The organism is Actinomadura darangshiensis (assembly GCF_004349235.1).
Lineage (GTDB): Bacteria > Actinomycetota > Actinomycetes > Streptosporangiales > Streptosporangiaceae > Spirillospora > Spirillospora darangshiensis.
Window position 1 is genome coordinate 1 of the sequence record NZ_SMKY01000118.1, and the last position, 24,757, is coordinate 24,757.

Annotated in this window: 20 protein-coding genes and 1 pseudogene; 14 read left to right on the top strand and 7 right to left on the bottom strand. The window is 71.5% G+C overall.

All coding sequences use genetic code 11. The features are described 5' to 3' along the window. The 3 genes from E1293_RS24095 to E1293_RS24105 form a co-directional block, all read right to left on the bottom strand. A partial coding sequence (locus tag E1293_RS24095) for a hypothetical protein (protein WP_207939054.1) occupies positions 1 to 540 on the bottom strand: 540 nt, incomplete at its 3' end. Further along, a complete protein-coding gene (locus E1293_RS24100; RefSeq protein ID WP_132199725.1) occupies positions 533 to 1,141 on the bottom strand; it encodes an RNA polymerase sigma factor in 609 nt (202 codons plus the stop codon). The genes E1293_RS24100 and E1293_RS24095, both read right to left, overlap by 8 nt. A 77-nt stretch (positions 1,142 to 1,218) precedes the next feature. Then, positions 1,219 to 4,557 carry a S8 family peptidase gene (locus E1293_RS24105; RefSeq protein WP_165978375.1) on the bottom strand — a complete coding sequence of 1,113 codons (3,339 nt, stop codon included), beginning with the start codon at positions 4,555 to 4,557 and terminating at the stop codon, positions 1,219 to 1,221. A gap of 209 nt (positions 4,558 to 4,766) precedes the next feature. Between E1293_RS24105 and E1293_RS24110 the strand changes: the two genes are divergently transcribed. From E1293_RS24110 to E1293_RS50260, 5 genes and pseudogenes are all read left to right on the top strand, one after another. After that, positions 4,767 to 5,486 (top strand): ABC transporter ATP-binding protein, encoded by a 720-nt coding sequence (locus E1293_RS24110; protein WP_132199727.1) that lies wholly within the window; start codon positions 4,767 to 4,769, stop codon positions 5,484 to 5,486. After that, on the top strand, positions 5,483 to 6,202 hold the full coding sequence (locus E1293_RS24115) for an ABC transporter permease (protein ID WP_132199728.1): 720 nt from the start codon (positions 5,483 to 5,485) through the stop codon (positions 6,200 to 6,202). The genes E1293_RS24110 and E1293_RS24115 overlap by 4 nt, the downstream gene beginning before the upstream one ends. Further along, positions 6,199 to 7,320 (top strand): sensor histidine kinase, encoded by a 1,122-nt coding sequence (locus tag E1293_RS24120; RefSeq protein ID WP_132199729.1) that lies wholly within the window; start codon positions 6,199 to 6,201, stop codon positions 7,318 to 7,320. The genes E1293_RS24115 and E1293_RS24120 overlap by 4 nt, the downstream gene beginning before the upstream one ends. Then, positions 7,317 to 7,991 (top strand): response regulator, encoded by a 675-nt coding sequence (locus E1293_RS24125; protein WP_132199730.1) that lies wholly within the window; start codon positions 7,317 to 7,319, stop codon positions 7,989 to 7,991. Before E1293_RS24120 ends, E1293_RS24125 begins: the two co-directional genes overlap by 4 nt. After that, positions 7,988 to 8,152 (top strand): annotated as a pseudogene (locus E1293_RS50260) (class I SAM-dependent methyltransferase); the annotation flags it as partial. The gene E1293_RS24125 and the pseudogene E1293_RS50260, both read left to right, overlap by 4 nt. Positions 8,153 to 8,191: 39 nt before the next feature. On the opposite strand, the gene E1293_RS49540 reads toward E1293_RS50260, so the two are convergent. Then, positions 8,192 to 8,746, bottom strand: coding sequence for a hypothetical protein (locus tag E1293_RS49540; protein WP_132199731.1), 555 nt, complete (start codon positions 8,744 to 8,746; stop codon positions 8,192 to 8,194). 202 nt (positions 8,747 to 8,948) lie between these two features. Next, positions 8,949 to 9,899, bottom strand: coding sequence for an erythromycin esterase family protein (locus tag E1293_RS24140; protein WP_207939056.1), 951 nt, complete (start codon positions 9,897 to 9,899; stop codon positions 8,949 to 8,951). Between the two features lie 364 nt (positions 9,900 to 10,263). Between E1293_RS24140 and dnaK the strand changes: the two genes are divergently transcribed. From dnaK to clpB, 5 genes are all read left to right on the top strand, one after another. Further along, complete coding sequence (gene dnaK, locus E1293_RS24145) at positions 10,264 to 12,129, top strand: molecular chaperone DnaK (protein ID WP_132199732.1); 1,866 nt, start codon at positions 10,264 to 10,266, stop codon at positions 12,127 to 12,129. A 148-nt stretch (positions 12,130 to 12,277) separates the two neighbouring features. Further along, complete coding sequence (grpE, locus tag E1293_RS24150) at positions 12,278 to 12,910, top strand: nucleotide exchange factor GrpE (RefSeq protein ID WP_132199733.1); 633 nt, start codon at positions 12,278 to 12,280, stop codon at positions 12,908 to 12,910. An 85-nt stretch (positions 12,911 to 12,995) separates the two neighbouring features. Beyond that, positions 12,996 to 14,174 (top strand): molecular chaperone DnaJ, encoded by a 1,179-nt coding sequence (gene dnaJ, locus E1293_RS24155; protein ID WP_132199734.1) that lies wholly within the window; start codon positions 12,996 to 12,998, stop codon positions 14,172 to 14,174. A 50-nt stretch (positions 14,175 to 14,224) separates the two neighbouring features. Beyond that, complete coding sequence (locus E1293_RS24160; RefSeq protein WP_132199735.1) at positions 14,225 to 14,677, top strand: heat shock protein transcriptional repressor HspR; 453 nt, start codon at positions 14,225 to 14,227, stop codon at positions 14,675 to 14,677. A 24-nt stretch (positions 14,678 to 14,701) separates the two neighbouring features. Next, positions 14,702 to 17,299 (top strand): ATP-dependent chaperone ClpB, encoded by a 2,598-nt coding sequence (gene clpB, locus E1293_RS24165; RefSeq protein ID WP_132199736.1) that lies wholly within the window; start codon positions 14,702 to 14,704, stop codon positions 17,297 to 17,299. 50 nt (positions 17,300 to 17,349) lie between these two features. Here the strand turns inward: clpB and E1293_RS24170 are convergent, their stop codons facing one another. After that, positions 17,350 to 18,480 (bottom strand): epoxide hydrolase family protein, encoded by a 1,131-nt coding sequence (locus E1293_RS24170; protein WP_341770208.1) that lies wholly within the window; start codon positions 18,478 to 18,480, stop codon positions 17,350 to 17,352. Positions 18,481 to 18,525: 45 nt separating this feature from the next. Continuing rightward, complete coding sequence (locus E1293_RS24175; protein ID WP_132199737.1) at positions 18,526 to 19,227, bottom strand: SMI1/KNR4 family protein; 702 nt, start codon at positions 19,225 to 19,227, stop codon at positions 18,526 to 18,528. A 177-nt stretch (positions 19,228 to 19,404) separates the two neighbouring features. Here E1293_RS24175 and E1293_RS24180 point away from each other — a divergent pair, with 177 nt between their 5' ends. From E1293_RS24180 to E1293_RS24195, 4 genes are all read left to right on the top strand, one after another. Then, a complete protein-coding gene (locus E1293_RS24180) occupies positions 19,405 to 20,388 on the top strand; it encodes an NAD-dependent epimerase/dehydratase family protein (protein WP_132199738.1) in 984 nt (327 codons plus the stop codon). 50 nt (positions 20,389 to 20,438) lie between these two features. Beyond that, positions 20,439 to 22,064 (top strand): DUF7800 domain-containing protein, encoded by a 1,626-nt coding sequence (locus E1293_RS24185; RefSeq protein WP_132199739.1) that lies wholly within the window; start codon positions 20,439 to 20,441, stop codon positions 22,062 to 22,064. A 222-nt stretch (positions 22,065 to 22,286) separates the two neighbouring features. Further along, positions 22,287 to 23,591, top strand: coding sequence for a sigma-70 family RNA polymerase sigma factor (locus E1293_RS24190; protein WP_132199740.1), 1,305 nt, complete (start codon positions 22,287 to 22,289; stop codon positions 23,589 to 23,591). A gap of 254 nt (positions 23,592 to 23,845) precedes the next feature. After that, positions 23,846 to 24,757: NYN domain-containing protein (locus tag E1293_RS24195; protein ID WP_132199741.1), on the top strand; the 912-nt coding region annotated here is incomplete at its 3' end.

The following is a 24,757-nucleotide window of genomic DNA, read 5'->3' on the forward strand; positions in this document are numbered from 1 at the left end:
GGTGTAGTAGTGGTCGTTCGACCAGACCCGGAACTTCGACGGCGACCCTGCCTTGCGCCACAGCGCCTCGTCCTGCGGGGTCTGCGGGTGGGCCGGAAGGTCGCGGTCGGAGTACGCCTCGCCCATGCCGCGCTTCACGCCCGTCCAGTGGAACACCTCGGTGCTCGCGGCGGTGATCGCGTAGGTCCCGGTCTTCGCGCGGATGATGTATGCCTGGCCGTCGACCGTGTCGGTGTGCCAGTACTTGCCGGTCGGCTGCGCGGCGGCCTTCTCCGCCGCGGCGAGCACCGCGCGCTTGCCCAGGTCCTCCGGAGCGGAGGTCGAGGGCGGGGCGGGGGAGCCGGATCCGACGGCAGCGATCGCGACCGCGGTGGCCGCGCCTATCGCGACGACGCCGATCCCGGCCTTGAGCCGCCAGCCGAACCGGACGCGCGTGCGCGGCGGCTTCCCGAGCATCGCGGCACGTGCCTCGGTCATCTCGCGCAGCGTCGGCGGCTCCGGCTCCCCGTACGCCTCGCGAATCATCTGCAGCTCATCCATGGTCGTCCTCCACTTCCCGCATCGGATTCGTGCCGCCGAGTGCCGCGCGCACCTTCTTCCTGGCCCGGTTCAGCCGCGACCCGACCGTCCCGTAGGGGACGTTCAGCGCCGCCGCGACCTCCTCGTGGGAGAGGTCGGCGAGGGCGACGAGGAGCAGCACGTCCCGTTCGCCGGCCGGCAGCCCGGCGATGGCGCCGGCCAGCCGTCCGCGGAGGCCCTGCGCGCTGACCCGGGCGTCCACCCGGTCCGCGTGGGTGTCGGTGCCCGGGACGGGCAGCCGCTCGCGGGCCCGCAGGCCGCGCACCTCGCTGCGCCGGTGCTTGCCGATGAGGTTGGTCGCGATGCCGTACAGCCAGGTCCGGACGTTCGCCCGCGCCGGGTCGTAGCGGTCCCGGTGGCGGAACGCCTCCAGGAACGTCTGGGACGCGATGTCGGACGCGGTGTCCGGCCCGAGCCGCTTGGCGGCGTACCCGCGGATCTCGGCGTAGTGGGCGTCGAAGACCTCACCGAACCGGTCGGGGTCGTGCAGGGACGGCCGCGGCGCGGCCGGGCCGGTGTCGAGCCGGTCCAGCCGCGCCGCGGCGAGGGGGTTCCCCGTCATGTGGTGCCTTTCCGTCGCACGGATGGCGGTCACAGACGTATCACCCGAACCCCCTCACCGCTTTCATTTCAGGCGTTCTACCGGACCCGGTAGGCGCGGATGATGCGCTGATCGATGCCGCTGCCGCCCGCGTCCTGCGCGCTGACCCGCAGCGAGACGGCCTGGCCCTTGACGGGGCCCGGGAGCGGGGCGCTGAAGCGGCCGCCGCCGAGGGCCTGCGTCGCGGCCGCCTGCCACGTCTTCCCGTCGTCCGCGGACGTCCAGAACTCCAGCCCGCCGACCTTCGCCTCGCCGGAGCCCGCCATCCGCGCGACGGTGAACACGGCGGGCTCACCGGACGGCTGGTTGCGCAGGTCGAGGTTCAGGTCGTAGTCGACGAGCAGGAGCGGGATTCCGGCGCTCTCGTGCCCGCGCGGCTCGCGGGAGCGGAACGTCCAGGACGTCGACGTCTGCGTCGACACCGGGAGGATGGCCGACGCGTCGTTCTCGTACGTCAGCCGGTACTCCGCCTCGCCGGACGGAACGGTGAAGTCGCCGAACGGGCCGTCCTTCTCGCCGACCTTCTCGTCCCCGGCGAACAGCACCATGTGCCGCCCCTTCACTTCGTGCATCACGCAGTCGAAGCCGTCCGGACGGGTCTGGAGGTCGACGAGTGCGATGCGCATGTCGTCGCCGGTGCGGGCCGTGGGGTAGCGGGCGCATCCGCTGGGCGTGATGCCGGTACCGGAGTACGGTCCGGGGCGCATCGGCTGCCGGCCCCAGCGGTGCGTGGTCCGCTCGCCCGGCTTCAACTCGATGAACGGCGCCTGGTCGACCCAAGAATCCTCGCCGATCTTGACGAACCCCTCGTCGCCCCAGAGCCATCCGGCGCCGGCCGAGACGTAGTCGGTCCGGGAGGTTCCGGGCTTGACCTCGGCGAATCCCTCGAACGCCAGCAGGCCCTCCGGGCTGATCCCGTAGCGCTTCTCGCTCATGGCCCTGCTCGGGTCCCCGTCGAACGCGGCGAACTCCTGGTCGACGCGGGCCATCCGCTTGAGCTCGGCGGCGGTGACGACGTGCGCCGGGTCGGCGGGAATCCCGTTGCCCAGCGCGTGGACGATGTCGTACACGGCACCGGGCGCGGTCAGCCGGTGCTGAGTGGACGCCTTGAACGTCCCCTTCGTCACACCTTTCATCGGCTGGACGTAGACGGGCGCCGCGGCGGGGTCGAAGGCCCACACGGAGTAGTACCAGAGCCCGTCGCCGGCGTCTTGGACCAGGTCGGCGGCGGACATCGCCGTCGTGGTCTCGACGCCCTCGACGCTCGCTCCGGTCTTGACGGCGGCGGCGCCGTCGAGCGTCACGGTCACGTCCCGGTCGACGACCACTTCGGGGTCGCCGGCGAGGGCCGAGCGCGAATCGCCGTAGTCGTCCACGTTGCCGAGGACGGAGTAGCGGCCTTCGGGAACGCGGAGCTTCGTCCCGCCGTCGGCGGTGACCGCGGTGTACCCGGCGAACAGCGAGTGGTCGTCGAGGTCGACCACGGTGGCGGAGGCCCCGAAGTTCGCCGCGTCGGTGCCCGGCAGCGGCGTGCCCTTGATCGTGAGGGTGTGCGTCGCGGGTTCGACGAAGAACGTCACCGGCGTTCCCAGGGTGACGCCGCCGCCCTTGGCCGTGACCACGGCCGTGTACAGGCCGGGGCGGCCGGCGAGCCGGGAGGCGTCCACGGTCAGCGGCGCCGTCGCGGTGCCGCCCGCGGGCACGCTGACACTGCCCGGGACGGTCGCGACGCCGTCCGTCGTGCGGCCGTGCCGGTCGGTCACCTTGACGCTCAGCCCCAGCTGGACGGGACGGTCGGTGCCGGACGTCCAGCCGAGCTTCGTCGACAGGTCACCGTGCTCGGGGTACTTCGAGGTGCCGAGGCCGACGATGCTCTGCGCGGTGAGGACGGGGCTGCTCGCGGCCTCGCCCACGTCGAGCCGTCCGGCGCCGAGCTGGTAGGCGTCACCGCCGGTGGCGGGGTCGGCGGTGCCGACGAGGGCGGCCTTGAGGCGGGCCGGGTCCCAGTCGGGGTGCTTCGCGGCGAGCAGCGCGGCGGCGCCGGCGACGTGCGGTGTCGCCATCGACGTGCCCGACAGCTTCGTGTAGTTCGTCCCCGTCGGGGTGCCCAACGCGGTGCCTGCGGCTCGGGCCGCCACGATGTCGACGCCCGGTGCGACGATCTCCGGTTTGGCGGTGTTGCCGACCGGGCCGCGGCTGGAGAACTCCGCGAGCCGGTCGCGGGCGTCGACCGCGCCGACCGTGAGCGCGGCCTCGGCCGTGCCCGGTGTACCGACCGACTCGAATGTGCCGTCGTTGCCCGCGGCCACAACGAACAGCGTCCCGTACTTCTTGGTGAGGTCGTTCAGTGCGAGCGACAGGGGGTCGGTGCCGTCGGTGGAGGCGCCGCCGAGGCTCATGTTGACGACGTCGGCGCGCGGCGCGGCCCACTCCATCCCGGCGATCACGCTGGAGTCGGTGCCGTCGCCGTTGTCGTCGAGGACCTTGCCGATGAGCAGGCTCGCGTCCGGGGCGACGCCCTTGCGCTCCCCGCCGGACGCGGCGCCCGTTCCGGCAACGGTCGAGGCGACGTGCGTGCCGTGCCCGAACCGGTCGACGGTGTCGGCCGACTCGGAGAAATTCTTCGACTCGGCGATGCGTCCCTTGAGGTCGGGGTGCCCGGCGTCCACACCGGTGTCGAGCACGGCGACCTTCGCGCCCTTGCCGGTGTACCCGGCTTGCCACGCTTTGGGCGCGCCGACCTGCCGCAGGTTCCGGTCGAGCCGATGTGTCACGGGCCCGGTCGGGGCGAAGTTCGCCTTGACCTTGCCGTCCAGCCAGATGTGCCGGATGCCGCCCGTCGCCTTCACCGACGGGCCCCGCATCCCAGCGAGGGTCTTGCCGAGGGCGCTCGCGTCGCCCTTGGACTGCCGCACGGCCACGGCGCCGATACTCGGCAGGTCCTTCGTCTCGTCGAGCGTCCGGAGGGTGCGGGCGCCCTTGTCGCGCTTGACGATCAGCGGCAGGTCCTTGCTGCGGGCGTCGTCGTAGCCCTGCGCGATCAGCGTCGTGACGTCGAACAGCCGGGGGTCGATGACGCGGCCGACGAGCCCGGCGACGTCGATCGGCACGACGACGACGTGCCCGTCCGGCCGGATCTGCTTGCGGAACGAGCGCTTCTCCCGTCCGGGCGCGGGGGTGACCGAGACCAGCGGCGGCTTGCCCTTGACCGTCCGGACGTCGACGACGTCCCCGGTCACCAGGGTCACCTTCCAGGACTTGCCCTGGTCCAGGCCGCCCGCCGGCGGCGCGGCATGGGCGGACGGGGGTACCGCGGCCAGCGTCCCGGCCGCGAGCAGGATGCCGAGCAGGGCCCGGCTCCGGCGTCTGTACGTCATCGAGTCTCCTCTGCGATGGCCGTCCCGAAATGGACGGTCATTACTGATCACCCGAAGCGGCCGTTCGAGTTCACGGCAGAAGTCCCGATTGGTCCCGGTTTGCACGTCCTGGCGGAGACCGCCCCCGGCGAACCTCATGCCGCGGTCGGAGGACGGGTTTCGACCGTGGTCGGATGACCGGGAGACGCGGGCGGCCGAAGCTGGACGCCATGACTTCACAGACGAAGGCCGCATCGGCGATCAGGGTCGAGGGGCTGACGAAGCGGTACGGCCGGCGCACGGTGGTCGACGATCTGACGTTCACGGTCAGACCGGGCGCGGTGACCGGCTTCTTCGGCCCGAACGGCGCGGGCAAGACCACCGCGCTGAAGGCGGTCGCGGGTCTGGCGCGGCCGTCGGCGGGCGCGGTATCGGTGCTGGGAGCGCCGGTGGCCTCGATGGCGCCGGACGCGCGCCGGATGGGCGTCCACATCGAGCCGTGCGGCGCGCACCCCGCCCGGTCGGCCCGCACGCATCTGCGGGCGCTGGCGCTGTCGGCGGGGCTGCCGCGCCACCGCGTCGAGGAGGTCCTGGAGGTCGCCGAGCTGACCGGGGCGGCGGGCCGCCGGGTCGGCGCCTACTCACTGGGGATGCGGCAGCGGCTCGGGCTCGCCGCCGCGCTGCTCGGCGACCCGGAGGTCCTGGTGCTGGACGAGCCGGCCAACGGCCTCGACCCGCAGGGGATCCGCTGGCTCCGGACGATGCTGCGGGACCGGGTGGCGAAGGGCGGCACGGTCCTGCTGTCCAGCCACATGCTGGCGGAGGCCGCGCAGACGGTCGACGACGTGGTCGTCATCGACCGTGGCAGGCTGGTGCACGAGGGGCCGATCAGTGAGGTGGAGTCGCTGGAGGACGTGTTCCTCGAGCTGACCGGAGGGTTGGAACGATGATCGGCCTGCTTCGCGGGGAACTGCTCAAGTCGGTGACGACCCGTGCCGTGTGGGGATTCGCGGTCGGCGGGACGGCCTTCGCCGCCCTGAACGCGGTGCTCGTCGCCGTGGCGTCGGGAACGCTCGACGAGGTGCCGGAGAAGAAGGAGGCGCTGGCGGGGCTCCCCGTCCTGCTGCTGCTGTGGGGACTGGTCGGCGCGGCGGGCGAGTACCGCCACCGGACCGCCGCGCCCACGGCGCTGGTGGCCCGGCGCGGCCGCGGGACCGTCCTGGCGGTGCGGATCGCGGCGTACGCGCTGACCGGTCTCGGGCTGGCGCTGCTGATCAACGCGGTCGCGGTCGGCGTGGCGCTGCCGCTGCTCGCGGACCAGCCCGGCCCGGACCTGACGTCCGGCCAGGTGGCCGGGGTCGTGGCGGGCAACGTCCTGGCGCTCGTCCTGGCGACGGTGCTGGGCGCGGCGCTCGGTGCGCTGATCCGCAGCCCGGTCGTCGGCGCGGTGGTCCTACTGATCCTGGCCCTGGTGGTGCAGCCCCTGGTGAGCGGTTCGTGGGAGCGGGAGGCGAACCTCTCGCCGTTCGGCGCGGCGGGCGTCATGACGGGCGGGACCCACGACACGACGCTCACGGTCGCGCAGGCCGGCGCGGTGTTCGCGGTCTGGACGGTGCTCGCGACGCTGGTCGCGGTCGTGTGCGAACGACGGCGCGACCTGGCGTGAACGTCGTGGAGCGGATCCAGGCGGTGCGGGGCCTGCGGGCCGCGCACCGCCCGGTGCTGTTCGACATCGCGCTCGCCGCGGCGGCGACCTTCGTGGAAGTGGGTCTGCTGTTCAACGACGGCACCGAGGCCGTGCCCCTGCCGATCGCGGTGACCGTCCTGACCGGCGCGGTGCTCCTGGCCCGCCGCCGGTTCGGAGTGGCGGTGACCGCGGTGACGGTCGCCGGGGCGGCCGCGGTGACCGCGGCCGGGTACGCGCCCGGAGGAGCGCCGGCCGTCGTCGCGCTGTGGTCGCTCGCCGAAACACGCGACCGGCGCGTCTCGCTCGCGGTGCTGGCACCGGTGGCGGTGTTCCTGGAAGCCGACAACGTCTGCAGCCCACCGGTGTCGATCGGGGCGTGGATGCTGGGCGCCTACATGCAGACGCGCCGCCGCTACGTCCAGGCGGTGGAGGAGCGGGCCGCCACCCTCGAACGCGAACGGGAGCAGCTCGACCTGATCGCGGCGCAGCGCGAGCGCGGCTCGATCGCCCGGGAACTGCACGACATCGTCGCCCACTCGGTGACGGTGATGCTGATCGGAGTCCGCGGTGCCCGCGACGTCCTGGAGACCGAACCGCAGGTGGCCGCGCGGACGCTGGAGCGAGTGGAGACCAGCGCCGAGCAGAGCCTGGCCGAACTGCGCCGGATCCTCGTCCTGCTGCGCGGGCGGCACGCGGCGGAGACGCGGCCGCAGCCGTCACTGGCGGGCCTGGACGAACTGGTCGCCGGGTACCGCGCCGCGGGACTGCCGGTCCGGCTGGAGATCGCCGGGGAGCGGCTGGACCTGCCGGGCGGGGTGGAGCTGTCCGCCTTCCGGATCATCGAGGAGGCGTTGACCAACGCGCTTAAACACGCCGGGGCGACCCTCGTCACGGTACGGCTGGCCTACGGCGGAGCTGACCTGGAGGTACGGGTGCACGACGACGGGACGGGGACCGGCGAGCCGGGCCCCGGCGGGCACGGCCTGGTCGGGATGCGGGAGCGGGCCGCGGTGCTCGGCGGCGAGCTGGAGGCGGGCCGGGTCCCCGGCGGCGGGTTCCGGGTCGCGGCACGGCTGCCGATCGGGGAGCGGGCATGACGATCCGGGTACTGATCGTCGACGACCAGGAACTGATCCGGATCGGTTTCCGGCTGTTCCTGCAGACCCGTCCCGACCTGGAGGTCGTCGGCGAGGCCGCGGACGGCCGCGAGGCCCTCGCGCGGGCGACCGAGCTGCGGCCCGACGTCGTCCTGATGGACGTCCGGATGCCGCGGATGGACGGCGTAGAGGCCACCGCCCACCTCACCGCCAGGGACCATCCGCCCCGCGTGCTGATCCTCACCACTTACGACCTCGACGAATACGTGTTCGGCGCGCTGCGCGCCGGGGCGTCGGGGTTCCTGCTGAAGGACGCGCCCCGCGAGCGGCTCCTGGAGGCGATCCACGTCGTCCACCAGGGCGAGGCGCTGCTGTCCCCGTCGATCACCCGCCGCCTGATCGAGGACTACGCCGGCCGCACCGACCCCGTCCGGCCGGCACCGGACCTGCTGACCGCGCTGACCCCGCGCGAGCGCGAGATGCTCCTGCTCGTGGCCCAGGGCCTGTCGAACCCGGAGATCGCGGCGCGGCTCGTCGTCACCGAGGCCACCGTCAAGAGCCACGTCGGCAGCGTGTTCGCCAAGCTCCACCTCCGCGACCGCGTCCAGGCCGTCGTCCTGGCCTACGAGCACGGCATCATCGTCCCAGGCCACCGCCCCGACCCCCACTGAAAGATCGCCGACGACCACCGCCGGTCGCCACCGGGCGAGCCGCCGAGAGGGCCGAACGGCGCAACGCCGAACTCGAAGGCGTGTCCGACCGGGTGGATCTCGTCACCGGCGACATGTGCGCCCTGCCGTTCGAGGACGGCTCCTTCGACCTGGTCGTGTCGAGCCTGGCCGTCCGCCCGCAAGCCCGCCTGAGCCCCGCGTCAGCAGTGCCCTTTGGCCATTGTGGTCGACATCGTTATCACCGCGCGCAGGGCGCTCGATTCAGGGAGCCGGTGGACGGTGACCGTCAGGCAGACGGGGTGATCGCCGTCGGTGTCGGTGAGCTCGAACTTCAGGCCGCTCCGGTCGCCGTCGGTGAACGGATCGCCTTCCGTGAGTGCGGCCCGGCCCCGGATGGCGTCGCTGAACGTCTTGTGGACGTGCGGTTGAAGGGCGGAATAGGTGATCTCCAGCGGCCCGCCGGGGAGGCTGACGGCCGCCTGCAGGGCGAGCATCTCCACGTCCCGCTGCTGATCGGCGGACAGAGCGGCGCGGACCGGTCCGTTCACGAGGAACGTCGCGGCCACCAGGACCGCCGCCAGGGCCAGTTTGGCGACGCGTCCGGCGACCAGGGCCGCACCGGACGGCTCCCTCCCCTGCGGGTCGCGGAACCGCCAGGCATGCGTCCTCCACCACAGCTTGCGCTGGCCAACGCACGCCGCGAGGACCAGGATCACCGCCAGCAGCCACAGAACGACGACCAAGTAGGTGAGCATCCGACACCTCCGCAATCGATCTCGCGTGTCAGATGCTCCCTAGCGCAGCCGAGTTCACCGCGCAGTCTCACAACCGAGCGGCGAGTCGAGAACGGCCACGCCGGCGTGGTCGTCGGCGAGGCGCGCCGTGACGACGGTGGGGTCGTGTGGACGACTCGGTGAGGGACGTCCTGCCTGGGGGCGGAAGGTGTCCGTGCCGCCCCTAGGGCAGTGGTCGTGCGGGTGTCACCCGCTCGGTGTGGACGACGATGTCGAACCAGGTCGCCAGCGCCCCACCGGCCAGGTGGTGGGCGGCGTCGTCCTGCGGGTCGTAGGACGGTCCGATCAGCCGCGTGCGGGTCGGGGCGTCCAGGAGGCGACGGACGGGTTCGGGGCGTGGGGCCCGCAGGTTCAGGATGTATCCCGCTCGGTCCGCGGCGGCCGCGCTGAGGACGGCGTCGACGAAGTCCGCGCCCGGGGCCGGCAGGGGCACGCCGATCGAGCCGCGCGCCAGGGTGAGTCCGATCGAACGGTAGTCCGAGCCCAGACGTTCGCGTAGGTAGCCGCCCATGTTGCGGTGCGTCTCGGGCGGCTGGGACGGGGACACCGTGCGGGGGTCGCCCACGGCGGTGTGCGCCATGCCGCCCCAGTAGACGACCTTGTCGTCCGACTGCTCCTGCCAGCTCACCACGTCATCGGCGAGCGTCCGTTCCAGCGCGGCCAGGCCGTCGGGCCGCGCGGTGTGCCGCAGCGGCTTGTCCGGGGGCTGCGCGAAGCGCACCGGGTCCTCGGGATGGCGCTGGTTATAGGAGCGCATCCAGCCGACGAGGTCGAGGATCTCCCTGGTCTGCCAGAACGCCCGCGCCTCGGCCAGCAGTTCCCGCGGGTCGCCTTCACCGGTGGCGACGTGGACGTCCAGGCCGAGCCGGGCCGGGACGTCGCCCTCCAGGGCCACGGTCCGAAACCCTTCCTGCTCCACCAGCAGCCGCACGATGCGGTGCGCCACGACCGACAGTTCACGTGTCTGCCGCGCGGCGGCTCCCAGTGCCACGATCTTGGCATCGCGCACCAGGGGGGCCAGCGGACGCAGGTCCTCCAATGGCTGATCGGGGTCCCGGCCGGCCAGCGCGTGGGAGTTCTTCCTGATCCATTCGGCCGCTGTCCGCACCGGCATGCCGTCCCCCTCGTGTCGCGCGCCGCCCCGTGCGGCCGCTGCAACGATCTTGCGACCTGAAGTTCGGTCGAGGTCAAGGGCGGCGTCGTCCGGGGGTCTCGTTCTCATTGAGGGGGTGGCCTCCTCCGTGCAGGTGATATCTGGGCGAACGGGGCCGCGTCGGGAACCGGAATAGGTGGGTCAATCGTCCTGTTGTAGAGGACGTCAGCAAAGTTGAGTCCGGCCGACTCAAGTCATTTGACAGGAGGCGGATCGGCGGGCAACCTTGCGGGCTAGAGACTCAACCGGCGCGCCCTGGGGGCGACCGGGGCTGCGAATAACTCCCGGCAACGGGGTTGAACCGGAAACGACGGAGGACGAGAACATGGCACGTGCGGTCGGCATCGACCTCGGGACGACCAACTCGGTCGTCGCGATCCTGGAGGGCGGCGAGCCCACCGTCATCGCGAACGCGGAGGGGTCGCGGACCACGCCGTCCGTCGTCGCCTTCGCCAAGAACGGTGAGGTGCTGGTCGGCGAGGTCGCCAAGCGCCAGGCGGTCACCAACGTGGACCGGACCATCCGGTCGGTCAAGCGCGAGATGGGCACCGACTGGAAGACCAAGATCGACGACAAGGACTTCAACCCGCAGCAGATCAGCGCGTTCGTGCTGCAGAAGCTGAAGCGGGACGCCGAGTCCTACCTTGGCGAGACCGTCACCGACGCGGTGGTCACGGTGCCCGCCTACTTCTCCGACCACCAGCGGCAGGCCACCAAGGAGGCCGGCCAGATCGCGGGCCTGAACGTCCTGCGCATCATCAACGAGCCGACCTCGGCGGCGCTGGCCTACCACCTGGAGAAGGAGAACGAGGCCACCATCCTGGTCTTCGACCTCGGCGGCGGCACGTTCGACGTGTCCCTGCTGGAGGTCGGCGACGGCGTGGTCGAGGTGAAGGCCACCAGCGGCGACAACCACCTGGGCGGCGACGACTGGGACAACAAGGTCGTCGACTGGCTGGTCGAGAAGTTCAAGAACGCCAACGGCGTGGACCTCGGCAAGGACAAGATGGCGCTGCAGCGGCTCCGCGAGGCCGCCGAGAAGGCGAAGATCGAGCTGTCCGGCTCGTCCGAGACGCAGATCAACCTGCCCTACATCACCGCGTCCGCCGAGGGCCCGCTGCACCTGGACGAGAAGCTCACCCGGGCCGAGTTCCAGCGAATGACCTCCGACCTGCTCGACCGGACCAAGGCGCCGTTCCAGTCGGTGCTGAAGGACGCCGGCATCACGGTCGACGGCATCGACCAGGTCGTCATGGTCGGCGGCTCCACCCGGATGCCCGCGGTGTCCGAGCTGGTCAAGGAGCTGACCGGCGGCAAGGAGCCGAACAAGGGCGTCAACCCGGACGAGGTCGTCGCGATCGGCGCCAGCCTGCAGGCCGGCGTGCTCAAGGGCGAGGTCAAGGACGTCCTGCTGCTGGACGTGACCCCGCTGAGCCTCGGCATCGAGACCAAGGGCGGCATCTTCACCAAGATCATCGAGCGGAACACCACGATCCCGACCAAGCGGTCGGAGACGTTCACCACCGCCGACGACAACCAGCCGTCCGTGGAGATCCAGGTCTACCAGGGCGAGCGCGAGATCGCCGCGTACAACAAGAAGCTCGGCACCTTCCAGCTCACCGGCCTGCCGCCGGCGCCGCGCGGCGTCCCGCAGATCGAGGTCACCTTCGACATCGACGCGAACGGCATCGTGAACGTCAGCGCGAAGGACCAGGGCACCGGGCGCGAGCAGTCGATGGTCATCACGGGCGGCAGCGCGCTGCCCAAGGACGACATCGAGAAGATGATGCGCGACGCCGAGGACTACGCCGAGGAGGACCGCCAGCGCAAGGAGGAGGCCGAGGTCCGCAACCAGGCCGACACCCTCGCGTACTCGACGGAGAAGTTCCTGCGGGAGAACGACGAGAAGGTCCCCGAGGAGATGAAGACCGAGGTGGGCGAGGCGGTCGCCGAGGTCAAGAAGGCTCTCGAAGGCACCGACGTCGACGCGATCAAGGGCAGCGCCGAGAAGCTCGCGCAGGTCAGCCAGAAGATGGGCGCGGCCATGTACGCGCAGAACCCCGAGGGTGCCCAGCCGGGCGCCGAGGACCACGGCCCGACGGCCGACGCCCAGGACGGGGAGCCGCAGGACGACGAGGTCGTCGACGCCGAGATCGTCGACGACGAGAAGCCGAAGGAGGAGGGCCGATGACCGCAGCGAAGCGAGGATCTTCGGCACTCCCCTCCGGGGGTCTGGGGGTCGCCCCCCAGAAGGGACTGCCGATGACCGCAGCGAAGCGAGGATCTTCGGCACTCCCCTCCGGGGGTCTGGGGGTCGCCCCCCAGGAAGGCGGTGTCCAGTGACGTCCTCCCCTAACGAGGGCGAGGAGAAGGAGGGTCCGGTGATCCGCGACAAGCGGCGCATCGATCCCGAAACGGGGGAAGTCCGGGCGCAGGCGGCGACGCCTGCCCCGGAGGCCCCGGTCAACGGGGGCGCCAACGGCACCGACGAGGAGACCTCCTCGCTCAAGACCCAGCTGACGGAGCGTCTCGCCGACCTCCAGCGGCTGAAGGCGGAGTACGACAACTACCGCAAGCGCGTCGAGCGCGACCGGGTCGCGGTCCGCGAGCAGGCCCTCGGGCAGGTGCTGTCCGAACTGCTCCCGGTGCTGGACGACATCGGCCGCGCCCGGGACCACGAGGAGCTCACCGGCGGGTTCAAGTCCGTCGCGGAGAGCCTGGAGGCGGTCACCGGCAAGCTCGGCCTGGAGCGGTACGGCGAGAAGGGCGAGCCCTTCGACCCGGTCGTGCACGAGGCGCTCATGCACTCCCTCTCGGCGGACGTGACCGAGACGAGTGTGGTGGACGTCCTGCAGCCCGGCTACCGGATCGGCGAGCGGGTCCTGCGGCCCGCGCGGGTCGCGGTGGCCGACCCCGACCCGGACGCCGGGTCGGCGGACGAGTCCGGCGACGGGCCGGACGACGACGAGTGATCCCCGCGGGGCCCGTCCTCAGGGGCGGGCCCCGCGCGGGCCCTGAAGACATGTGGCAAGTGGCGATAGCAGAAGGCGGGGCGCCGTGAGCACCAAGGACTACCTGGAGAAGGACTACTACAAGGTCCTCGGTGTCGCGAAGTCGGCCTCGCAGGAGGAGATCAAGAAGTCGTACCGGAAGCTGGCCCGCAAGTACCACCCGGACGCCAACAAGGGCGACACCGACGCGGAGGACCGCTTCAAAGAGGTCTCCGAGGCCTACGACGTCCTGTCCGACGAGAAGCGCCGCAAGGAGTACGACGCGGTGCGCTCCATGCCGGGCGGCTTCCGCGGCCAGCAGGGCGGCGGCGGTTTCCCGTTCGACATCGGGGACATCTTCGGCCAGCAGGGCGGCGGGACGCAGCCGGGCGGCGCCGGGGAGCGCATCGGCGACCTGTTCGGCGGCCTGTTCGGACGCGGCGGCGGAGGCGGCGGCACCCGCACGACGGGGACGCGGCGCGCGCGGCGCGGCGCGGACGTCGAGACCGAGGTGACGCTGTCGTTCGGCCGCGCGATGAACGGCGTGACCGTCCCGATCAAGCTGACCAGCGAGGCGGCCTGCAACAGCTGCCGGGGGACCGGCGCGAAGGCCGGCACCGTCCCGCGGGTGTGCCCGAACTGCGAGGGCACCGGGCACGAGACCCGCAACCTCGGCAACTTCGGGTTCCAGGAGCCGTGCAAGGAGTGCCGCGGCCGGGGCCTCGTCGTGGACGACCCGTGCCCGACCTGCCACGGCAGCGGCCGCGCGACGGGCACCCGCACGATCCAGGCCCGCATCCCGGCGGGCGTCGCGGACGGGCAGAAGATCCGGCTGAAGGCCAAGGGCGCGCCCGGCGAGAACGGCGGCCCGTCCGGCGACCTGTACGTGCACATCAAGGTGCACCCGCACAAGGTGTTCGGGCGCGGCGGCGACAACCTGACCCTGACCGTCCCGGTGACGTTCCCCGAGGCGGCGCTCGGCGCCGAGATCCGGGTGCCGACGTTCCAGGGGCAGCCCGTCACGCTGAAGCTGCCGGAGGGCACCCCGAACGGCCGCACGTTCCGGGTGAAGGGCCGCGGCGCCCCCCGCCGCGACGGGACGAAGGGCGACCTGCTCGTCACCGTCGACGTGCACGTCCCGCAGAAGCTCGACGAGCAGTCGCGGGAGGCGCTCGTCCGGCTGCGCGACGCCGGCACCGGCGACGACCTGCGCTCCGACCTCCTCCAGCAGGCCAGACAGGAGTGATGGCCATGAGCGGGCGAGGTTCTCCCGAGCGCGGGCGAACGGAGTGAGCCATGAACGCTGACCCCTTCGGCGACGACACTCCGGTCTACGTGATCTCCGTGGCGGCGCAGCTGTCCGGGCTGCACCCGCAGACGCTGCGGACCTACGACCGGATGGGCCTGGTGTCCCCCGGCCGGACGGCCGGGCGGGGCCGCCGCTACTCGATGCGCGACATCGTGATGCTCCGCGAGATCCAGCGGCTCTCGCAGGAGGAGGGCATCAACCTGTCCGGCATCAAGCACATCCTGGAGCTGCAGCGCGACAACGTGCGGCTCCGCGACGAGCTCGGCACGGCGCACGCGGCGCTGGAGGAGCTCGCCAACGAACTCGAATCGACCCGTGCGGTCGCGGCGCGGCTGGCGCAGCAGCGGCGGCACGGGGACCCGGGCGGGACGCCCGGCGCCGACCTCGTGCCGATCCGGCACACGAGCGTCGTCGTCTGGCAGGAACGCAACCGGGAATAGGGACAACTCACGGGGACTGGGACGATGGACTACAAGCTGACGCAGAAGAGCCAGGAGGCGGTGTCGGTCGCGGTCCGCAGGGCGGCGGCCGAGGGGCATCCCGAGGTCGACCCGCAGCACCTGCTGGTGGCGCTGATCGGGCTGCCGGACGGGACGGCGGTGCCGCTGCTGGAGGCGGTCGGCGCCGACTGGCAGGTGATCCGGCGGCGGGCCGAGGAGCAGCTCGCCGCGATGCCGAAGGCGCAGGGCTCGACGGTCGCGACGCCGCGGCTGTCCGGGCAGCTGCAGCGGTCGGTCAACACGGCGGCGAACCGGGCGCAGCAGCTGGAGGACGAGTACGTCTCGACCGAGCACCTGCTGGTCGGGCTGGCCGCGGACGGCGGTCCGGCGGCGGGCCTGCTGAAGGAGTTCGGGGCGACGCCGCAGGCGCTGCTGGACGCGTTCGAGAAGGTGCGCGGGCACGCCCGCGTGACCAGCGAGAACCCGGAGGGCACCTACCAGTCGCTGGAGAAGTACGGCGTCGACCTGACGGCGGCGGCGCGCGACGGCCGGCTCGACCCGGTCATCGGGCGCGACTCGGAGATCCGCCGGGTCGTCCAGGTGCTGTCGCGCCGGACGAAGAACAACCCGGTGCTCATCGGTGAGCCCGGCGTCGGCAAGACGGCCGTCGTCGAGGGCCTGGCGCAGCGGATCGTCGCGGGCGACGTGCCCGAGTCGCTGCGCGGCAAGCGCCTGGTCTCCCTCGACCTCGGCGCGATGGTCGCGGGCGCGAAGTACCGCGGCGAGTTCGAGGAGCGGCTGAAGGCCGTCCTGAACGAGATCAAGCAGAGCGAGGGGCAGGTCGTCACGTTCATCGACGAGCTGCACACCGTCGTCGGGGCGGGCGCGGCCGAGGGCGCGATGGACGCCGGCAACATGCTGAAGCCGATGCTGGCCCGCGGCGAGCTGCGCATGATCGGCGCGACCACCCTGGACGAGTACCGGGAGCGGATCGAGAAGGACGCCGCCCTGGAGCGCCGGTTCCAGCAAGTGTTCGTCGGGGAGCCGACGGTCGAGGACACGATCGCGATCCTGCGCGGGCTGAAGGGCCGGTACGAGGCGCACCACAAGGTGCAGATCAACGACTCGGCGATGGTGGCGGCGGCGACGCTGTCCGACCGCTACATCACGTCCCGGTTCCTGCCGGACAAGGCCATCGACCTGGTGGACGAGGCCGCGTCCCGGCTGCGCATGGAGATCGACTCCCGTCCGGTCGAGATCGACGAGCTGCTGCGCCAGGTCGACCGGCTCAAGATGGAGCAGATGAACCTGGAGAAGGAGACCGACGAGGCGTCCCGGCAGCGGCTGGAGCGGCTCCGCGCCGACCTGGCCGACAGGCAGGAGCACCTGAGCGGCCTGAACGCCCGCTGGGAGCGGGAGAAGGCGGAGCTGAACCGGGTCGGCGAGATCAAGGAGCGGATCGACCAGCTGCGCGGCGAGGCGGAGCGGGCCGAGCGCGACGGCGACCTGGAGACGTCCTCGCGGCTCACCTACGGCGAGATCCCGGCGCTGGAGAAGCAGCTGGAGGAGGCGTCGGAGGCCGCCGAGAACCGCGACACGATGATCAAGGAGGAGGTCGGCCCGGACGACGTCGCCGACGTGGTCGCGTCCTGGACCGGCATCCCCGCCGGCCGCCTGCTCGAAGGCGAGACGGCCAAGCTCCTGCGCATGGAGGACGAGCTGGGCCACCGCCTGATCGGCCAGGAGGCCGCGGTCCGCACCGTGTCGGACGCGGTGCGCCGGGCCCGCGCGGGCATCTCCGACCCGGATCGTCCGACCGGCTCGTTCCTGTTCCTCGGGCCCACCGGCGTCGGCAAGACCGAGCTGGCGAAGGCGCTCGCGGAGTTCCTGTTCGACGACGAGCGGGCGATGACCCGCATCGACATGAGCGAGTACTCCGAGAAGCACTCGGTCGCCCGGCTGGTCGGCGCGCCCCCCGGATACGTCGGCTACGAGGAGGGCGGGCAGCTCACCGAGGCCGTCCGGCGGCGCCCGTACTCGGCCGTCCTGCTGGACGAGGTGGAGAAGGCGCACCCCGAGGTCTTCGACGTCCTGCTCCAGGTGCTGGACGACGGCCGCCTCACCGACGGCCAGGGCCGCACGGTCGACTTCCGCAACACGATCCTGATCCTGACCTCCAACATCGGGTCGCAGTTCCTCGTCGACCCGACCCTGGAGAACGGCGCGAAGCGCGAAGCGGTGTGGAACGCCGTCCGGAACTCGTTCAAGCCGGAGTTCCTCAACCGTCTCGACGACGTGATCCTGTTCGACGCGCTCTCGACGGACGAGCTGACCCGCATCGTCGACCTCCAGATCGACAAGCTCGCCGAGCGCCTCGCCGACCGCCAGCTCGCCCTCCAGGTGACGCCCGCGGCCCGCGAGTGGCTGGCCCTGACCGGCTACGACCCGCTGTACGGCGCGCGTCCGCTGCGCCGCCTCGTCCAGACGGCGATCGGCGACCAGCTGGCCCGCGAGCTCCTCTCCGGCGAAGTCCTGGACGGCGACGGAGTAGTGGTCGACCTGGACGAGGCCGCCGACCGCCTGACCGTCACCCCCTCCCGGGGCCTGACCCTCACCAAGTAGCTCCCACGCGGCGGGGTCGTGCAGGGGAGCCGCTCGTGCTGTTGCTGGGGTTAAGGGTTGCGGAGCTGGTGGTAGAAGGCGCGGATGTCTTCGGTCAGGAGGGCGGGGGTCTCTGTGGCGGCGAAGTGGCCGCCTTGGGAGAACTCCGTCCAGTGGACGAGGTTGTGGTCGCGTTCGGCGACGTGGCGGATGGTGGGGTCGGTGGGAAAGAGCGCGATGCCTGTGGGGACCCCGGTGGGGCCGGGCGGCGTCACGGGGGCGTTGCGGACCTCGTAGTACAGGTGCGCGGAGGGCGCGCCGGTGGCCGTCAGCCAGTAGAGGGTCACGTTCGCCAGTAGGTGGTCGCGGCCCACGGCGTCCTCTGGGAGCGCCTTGGCCGGGTCGGTCCACTCCCAGAACTTCTCCACGATCCAGGCGAGTTGCCCGGCCGGTGAGTCGTTGAGTGCGTAGGCGAGGGTCTGCGGGCGGGTGCTCTGGAGGTCGGCGTAGCCGGTGCCCACCTGGCGGAGCCGCTCGGCCGCGGCGATCCGTTCCGCCTCGTCAGGGGACAGGTCGCCGAGGTCGCCGGACGGGAAGGCCAGCTGTCCGTTGATATGGACGCCCACGACGTTCTGCGGGGCGATCCGGCCCAGTTCCGGGGAGACGATCGAGCCGGTGTCCCCGCCTTGGGCTCCGTAACGGTGGTAGCCGAGGCGGTCCATCAGCGCGGCCCATGCCCTGGCTATGCGCGCGTGGTTCCAGCCCGGCCCGGACAGCGGGGTCGAGAATCCGAACCCTGGGAGCGAGGGCACGACCACGTGGAACGCGTCGGCCGGGTCTGCGCCATGTGCGCGGGGGTCGGTGAGCGGTCCGATGACCTCGGTGTACTCGGCGAACGAGCTCGGCCATCCGTGCGTGAGGATCAGCGGGAGCGCGTCCGGTTCCGGCGATCTGACGTGCAGGAAGTGGATGCGCTGCCCGTCGATCTCTGTGCGGAACTGTGGAAACCGGTTGAGCCGTGCCTCGTGCTCCCGCCAGCTGTAGCGGGTCAGCCAATGGCCGGCCAGTCCGGTGAGGTAGTCGAGCGGGACGCCGCGTTCCCAGCCGGTCCCGGGCACCGGCGCCGGCCAGCGGGTGCGTTCCAGGCGGTGCCGCAGGTCGTCCAGCTGCCGTTCCGGGACGTCGATGACGAACTCGTTCACTCTCCGGATTTTATCCTCGTGCAACGAGTAAAAGACGGTCGCACCTCAGGTGAGCCAGTCGGCGTCCAGGGTGGCGCGGAGGCGGTCCAGTGCCTCCTCGTCTTGGGCTCGGACGCAGAGCCATCCATCGGTGTCCCAGATGAGCACGCCTGAGCCTGCGTAGAAGGCCGGGCCCGGCTCGCCTTCGGGGTACCCCGGGAAGGGCAGGCGCGTGAAGCGGCGGTCCAGTTCGTCGCCGTCCTCGTAGTCGCCGGAGTCGCAGAGCGCGTCGTCTGCCAGGACAGCCTCGGTCAGGACGATCTCGATGCAGGAGACGGAGAAGCTGCCGAGCCAGGGCTCCCAGCGCTCGGCATCCTTGTCGGCGAGGTCGCCGCGCATGCGGACGGGCGGGTCCGCCTGGTCGAGGTCGCTGAGCAGGACGCCCCATGAGGCGACGCCCTGGTTCTCCTCCCGGAAGACGAGGGCCTCCTTGCGGTCGTCCACGTAGAACTCGCCCGGGCTCAAGAGGTGCTGCATGTTGCTGTGCAGGTCGAAGCGGCGGCCGAACAGCGTGTACGCCTCGCGGGCGGCGACGGGCAGGCGTACCGCCAGGGCCTCTTCGGCGGCCGTCAGTTCGGCTTCCGGTGTGCCGTCCCCAGGGGACAGCGGCGTGCGCCAGGTTTCGGCGAACCCCCGGATGTACGCCCAGGCGGCGGCCCGGTCGGCGAGGGCGGCCGGAAGGTCCTGGACGAGGTCGAAAGAACTCACGGACGCGAACCTACTCTGCCCGCCGCACACCGTCAGGCAGTCGCAACGCCTCCTCCGTCAAGGTGTGTCAGCAGGGCTTGCTGGTACCGGTGGGGCATTTCGTAGCCGGGACGTGTCCGGTTCTGCTCTGAGCGGCGTGGGATTCCGTCCATCACGTGCGGGGGGCAGAGTTGTCCCATGAGGCTTCTGATGCTGGGCGGGACGGAGTTCGTCGGACGGGCCATCACCGAGGGCGCGCTTGCACGCGGCTGGGACGTGACCGTCTTTCATAGGGGACGGCACGAGCCGCCGAAGGGAGTGCGGTCGTTGCACGGCGACCGCACGGGTGAGGACGGCCTGAAGGCGCTCGCGGACGGAAAGTGGGATGCGGTCGTCGACACCTGGTCGGGCGCACCGTCCGCCGTCCGTGACACCGCCCGCCTTCTGGACGGACGAGTCGCACGCTACGCCTACATATCCAGCCGTTCGGTCTACGAGTACCCAACACCGATCGGGCAAGGCGAAGAGGCCGACGTTGTGGACGGCTCTCCCGACGACGGCGACGTCGATTACGCGGAGGCCAAGCGTGGTGGCGAACTCGCTGCACAAGGCGTGTTCGGCGACAAGTCACTGCTGGTGCGGGCGGGGCTCATCCTGGGCCCGTACGAGAACATCGGACGCCTGCCCTGGTGGCTGATACGAATCGCGGAGGGCGGGCGAGTCCTGGCGCCCGGCCCACGCGACGCCGGCCTCCAGTACATCGACGTCAGGGACCTCGCCGTATGGACCCTCGACGCCATCGAGCAAGGTCTCAGCGGCCCGTACAACCTGATCAGCTCGCCCGGCCACACGACGATGCGAGAGTTCCTGGAAGCGTGCAAGCAGACGACGGGTTCCGACGCCGATCTCGTCTGGACGGACCCCGAAAGGATCCTCGAAGCGGGCATCGAGCCATGGACGGACCTTCCGGTCTGGCTTCCGCCTGGTGAGATCTACGACACCATGCAGCACACCAACGTGGACAAGGCTCTCGCCACAGGACTGGAGTGCAGGCCCGTCCAGGAAACGGTCGCCGACACCTGGGAGTGGCTCCAGGCCATCGGGGGACGGGCTCCGCAACGCCCAGACCGTCCTGCAGTGGGGCTGCCGGCCGATAAGGAGGCCGAGGTCCTGGAAGGCTGAGGCCGGCTCCGGTGGACGCGGTGGGGTCCGGTCCGCTAGAGAAGCCTTCTATGACCGCATTGGTACTCGGGCCCCACCTCCGGCATGTGAGTCACCACACCGCGACCGTCTGGGTGGAAACGGATCGTCCGTGCGAGGTCAGGGTCGTCAACCAGGAACACGGCCTTGATGCGAGCTCCCGCACCTTCACCGCACATGGCCACCACTATGGGCTCGTTGAGATAGATGGCCTCGCGCCGGAAGCGCGCATCCCCTACGAAATCGTCATCGACGGCGAGACCGTCTGGCCGGAGAGCGGCAGCGGGTTTCCGCCGTCCCAGATCCGGACGCTCCGCGAGGACGGCGGCCTGCGGATCTCGTTCGGGTCCTGCCGCCGCTCGCCGGGCACCGTGGACCTGTTCGGGTACGACGCGCTCGCCGCGTTCTCGGACCGGCTGCGGACGGGCGGCGACGCCGTCACCTGGCCGGACGTCCTGCTCATGGTCGGCGACCAGGTGTACGCCGACGAGCTGACCGAGGAGATGCGCGCGTTCATCAAGGGCCGCCGCGCCGCGGGTGAGCCGCCGGACGGCGAGGTCGCCGACTACGAGGACTACACGCACCTGTACAAGCTGGCGTGGCACGATGACGCGGCCGTCCGGTGGCTGCTGTCCACCGTCCCCACGTTCACGGTCTTCGACGACCACGACATCCGGGACGACTGGAACACCTCGCACACGTGGCGCAAGGAGATGTGGGCGCAGCCCTGGTGGAAGGACCGCATCACCGGGGGCATCGGCTCGTACTGGATCTACCAGCATCTCGGGAACATGTCGCCGCAGGACCGGGCGTCCGATCCCACCTTCAAGGCCCTGCGGACTGCGTCGGACACCACGGGCGACGCCGGCGCCGTCCTGGACGAGTTCGCCGAGAAGGCCGACAAGCAGCCCGACAGCACGCGCTGGAGCTACGCCCACGACTGGGGCAACACCCGCCTGATCGTGGTCGACAGCCGATGCTCCAGGCTGCTCACGCCAGATCGGCGCGGAATGCTCGACGACGACGAGTTCGACTGGCTGGACAGTCAGTGCCAGGGCGGCATGGACCATCTGCTCATCGCAAGCTCCCTGCCCTACCTGCTCCCTATGGCGATCCACCACGCGGAGTCCTGGAACGAGGCCGTCGCCGGGGGCGCCTGGGGAAAGCGTGCAGCCGGGGTCGGCGAGAAGATTCGCCAAGCGGCCGACCTGGAGCACTGGGCCGCGTTCGAGAAGTCGTTCCGGGACGTGGCCGCTGATGTCATCGCCGTCGGACGGGGTGAACGGGGCCCCGCCCCTGCGAGCATCTCGTTCCTGTCGGGCGACATCCACTACTCGTACCTGGCGCGGGTCACCGAGGCCGGCACGCAGTCGAAGGTCTCCCAGATCGTCTGCTCGCCCCTGCGGAACCCCCTGATCGGCAAGTTCCGCTTGGCGAACCGCATCGCGTACTCGCGGGCGGCCGGCGGACCGTTCCGCCTACTGGCGAAACTCGCGAAGGTGCCCGTCCCGCCGATCCGGTGGCGGATGACGGACGGCCCCTGGTTCCACAACGCCATCGCCACCGTCGAACTCTCCGGACGCGACTGCAACGTCGTCTGGGAGACGCCATGGGACGGCGGCAAGCTCAACGAAATGGGCCGCGCCACCATCGTCTGAACGCACGGGCACGTAACGCACGGGGTGCGTTCGTTCCACCCCCTCGACGGAACGAACGCACCCCGGTGTGGACGGTCCCGCCCCGGTACCGTCCACACCCCTCCAACGGCGACGCGTCCGGCCCATGACGCGACTTTCGGAAGTCTTCTGCCGCGATCTCACGGACCCACGTGTGACCAAAATGCGCGACAACAGGTGGTCAATCCGTCACAATGAGCAAGCATGGAGCGAGGGGACGACGCGATCGAGCCGGGCGCGGCCGAGACCAGCGACGCCAGGCTGATCTCTCAGGTCCGCGACGGGGACGTCGCGGCCTACGGGGCCCTCTACGAGCGGCACCTGCCGGCCGCGCGCGGCCTCGCCTGCCACCTGGCCGGGCGGGACGCCGCCGAGGACGCCGTCCAGGACGCGTTCACCAAGGTCCTCGCCGTACTGAAGCGCGGCGGCGGGCCCGACGACGGGTTCCGCCCCTACCTGCTCACGGCCGTCCGCCGGACGGTCTACGACCGGCAGCGCGCGGGCCGGCGCGTCCACCACACCGACGAGATCGAGGCGTACGACCCCGGGGCGCCCTTCGCCGACCCCGCGATCGAGGAGCTGGAGCGCTCGATGATCGCGCGCGCGTTCCTGTCGCTGCCGGAACGCTGGCAGACCGTCCTCTGGCACACCGAGGTCGAAGGCGGCAGGCCGGCGGACGTCGCCCCGATCCTCGGCCTCACCGCGAACTCCGCCGCCGCGCTCGCCTACCGGGCCCGCGAAGGGCTCCGCCAGGCCTACCTGCAGATGCACCTGGACGGCCTCGACGCCGCCGACGAGTGCCGCCCCACCATGGAGAAGCTCGGCTCGTACGTGCGCGGCGCACTCGCCAAGCGCGACTCCGGCAAGGTCAAGCGGCACCTGGACGGCTGCAAGCGCTGCAAGGGCCTCTACGTGGAGCTCGGCGACGTCAACAACGTGCTGCGCGACGTCCTGGGCCCGCTCGTCCTCGGCTCGGCGACCACCGCGTACCTGGCCTCGTCCAAGGGCGGCGCCTTCCTGTGGTTCCGCCACCTGCCCAAGCGGCAGCAGCAGGCGCTCGGCGGGGGCGTGGCGGCGGCCGCGAGCGCGGTGGCGCTGGCCGTGATGCTCGTGTCCAACGACGAACCCGTCCAGGCGCCGCCCGCACCGCCGGCGGTCGCCGAACCGGCCGCGCCGCCCGCCGTGAAACCGCCGGCTCCGGCTCGTCCGGTGGCGGCGAAGCCCGAACCGATCCCGCCCCGTCCGGAACCGCGCCCGAAATCCGACCCGCCACGCCAGGCGCCGCCCAAGGAAAAACCCCGCAAGCCGCGGCCGAAAAAGCCCGGTCCGCCCGTCGTCGAACGCCCCGGAGGATTTCTGGTCCACATCGAATTTCGGGTGTCACCGCGTCACACGAGCGTGCGCGTCCGTGTCCGTTTCGGCACGCCACGGCACGCCCGCCACGTCCGGCACCGCACCCATCGCGGCCATGCGCGGTTGAAGCCAGGGTCGCGGGGACACCGGGACTGAACCCCGTGACCTGATTCTTCCCGTAAAGATCATGCGGAAGCGCGGGGCGGGACCGAAACGGCTGGTAGCGTCCGCCGCGGTTCCAATTTCGTTGTTACCGGGGAGTCGCCAACCGGCGGGTTGCCATGAAAGAGTGGCGAATCGCCGTATTGGCCTACCGGGCAGACGGGCTTGACTACGCTATAGGCGGTCCGGGGTCGCTACGCCGAAGTGGGCACGCTGTGAGCTCCCGTGTTGAGGAAGGGCGGTGTCGCATGGATCGCTGCGCGCTGTTCGTAGACGCCGGCTACCTGCTGGCCGACGGCGCCATGGCGGTGCACGGCACCCGCCATCGCGACACCGTCTCGTGGGACTTCGGTGGTCTCCTGCAGCTCCTCGGCAACCTCGCCAGGGAACGCACCGGGATGCCGCTGCTGCGCTGCTACTGGTACGAGGCGACGGTCGAGGGCCGCCGCACCCCCGAGCACGACGCGCTCGCCGACCTGCCCGGCCTCAAGCTGCGGCTCGGCCGGATCCGCCCCGGCCGCCGCGAGGGCGTCGACACCGAGATCCACCGCGACCTCATGACGCTGGCCCGCAACGGCGCCCTCACCGACGCCGTCCTGGTCAGCGGCGACGAGGACCTCGCCCAGGTCGTCACCGACGCCCAGGACCTCGGCGTCCGCATCACGGTCGTGCACGTCGCCGTCGACGGCAACTGGACGATCTCCCGGGTGCTGCGGCAGGAGTGCGACGACCTCATCGAGATCGGCTCCGGCCACCTGCGCTCCTACGTCAACCTGCTCGCCGGCATGGACGGGGCGTCCTCGCTGGGGATGAGCCCGCTGTCCAACGGGCACGGCAACGGCTCCAACGGCCACGCCGGCTCGCTCGGCCCGCTCCAGCCCGCCGCGCACCACGGGCCGCCGCCCGCGTCGCCGCTCAGCCCGCCGGCCACCCCGGCCCCGGCACCGCCCGTCCGCGACCTCGGCCCGGCCATGACGGGCGGGTTCGGCGCCCCGCCCGGCGCCACCGGCACCGGCCCGCAGATGAGCACCGGCCCGCACACGAGCACCGGCCCCAATGTCGGCACCGGCCCGATGCCGCTGCCCGGCGGCACCGGAGGCGGCCTCGCCGGATCGTCCTACGGCACCGGCGGCCAGCAGGTCCCGCTGCAGCCCACGGCC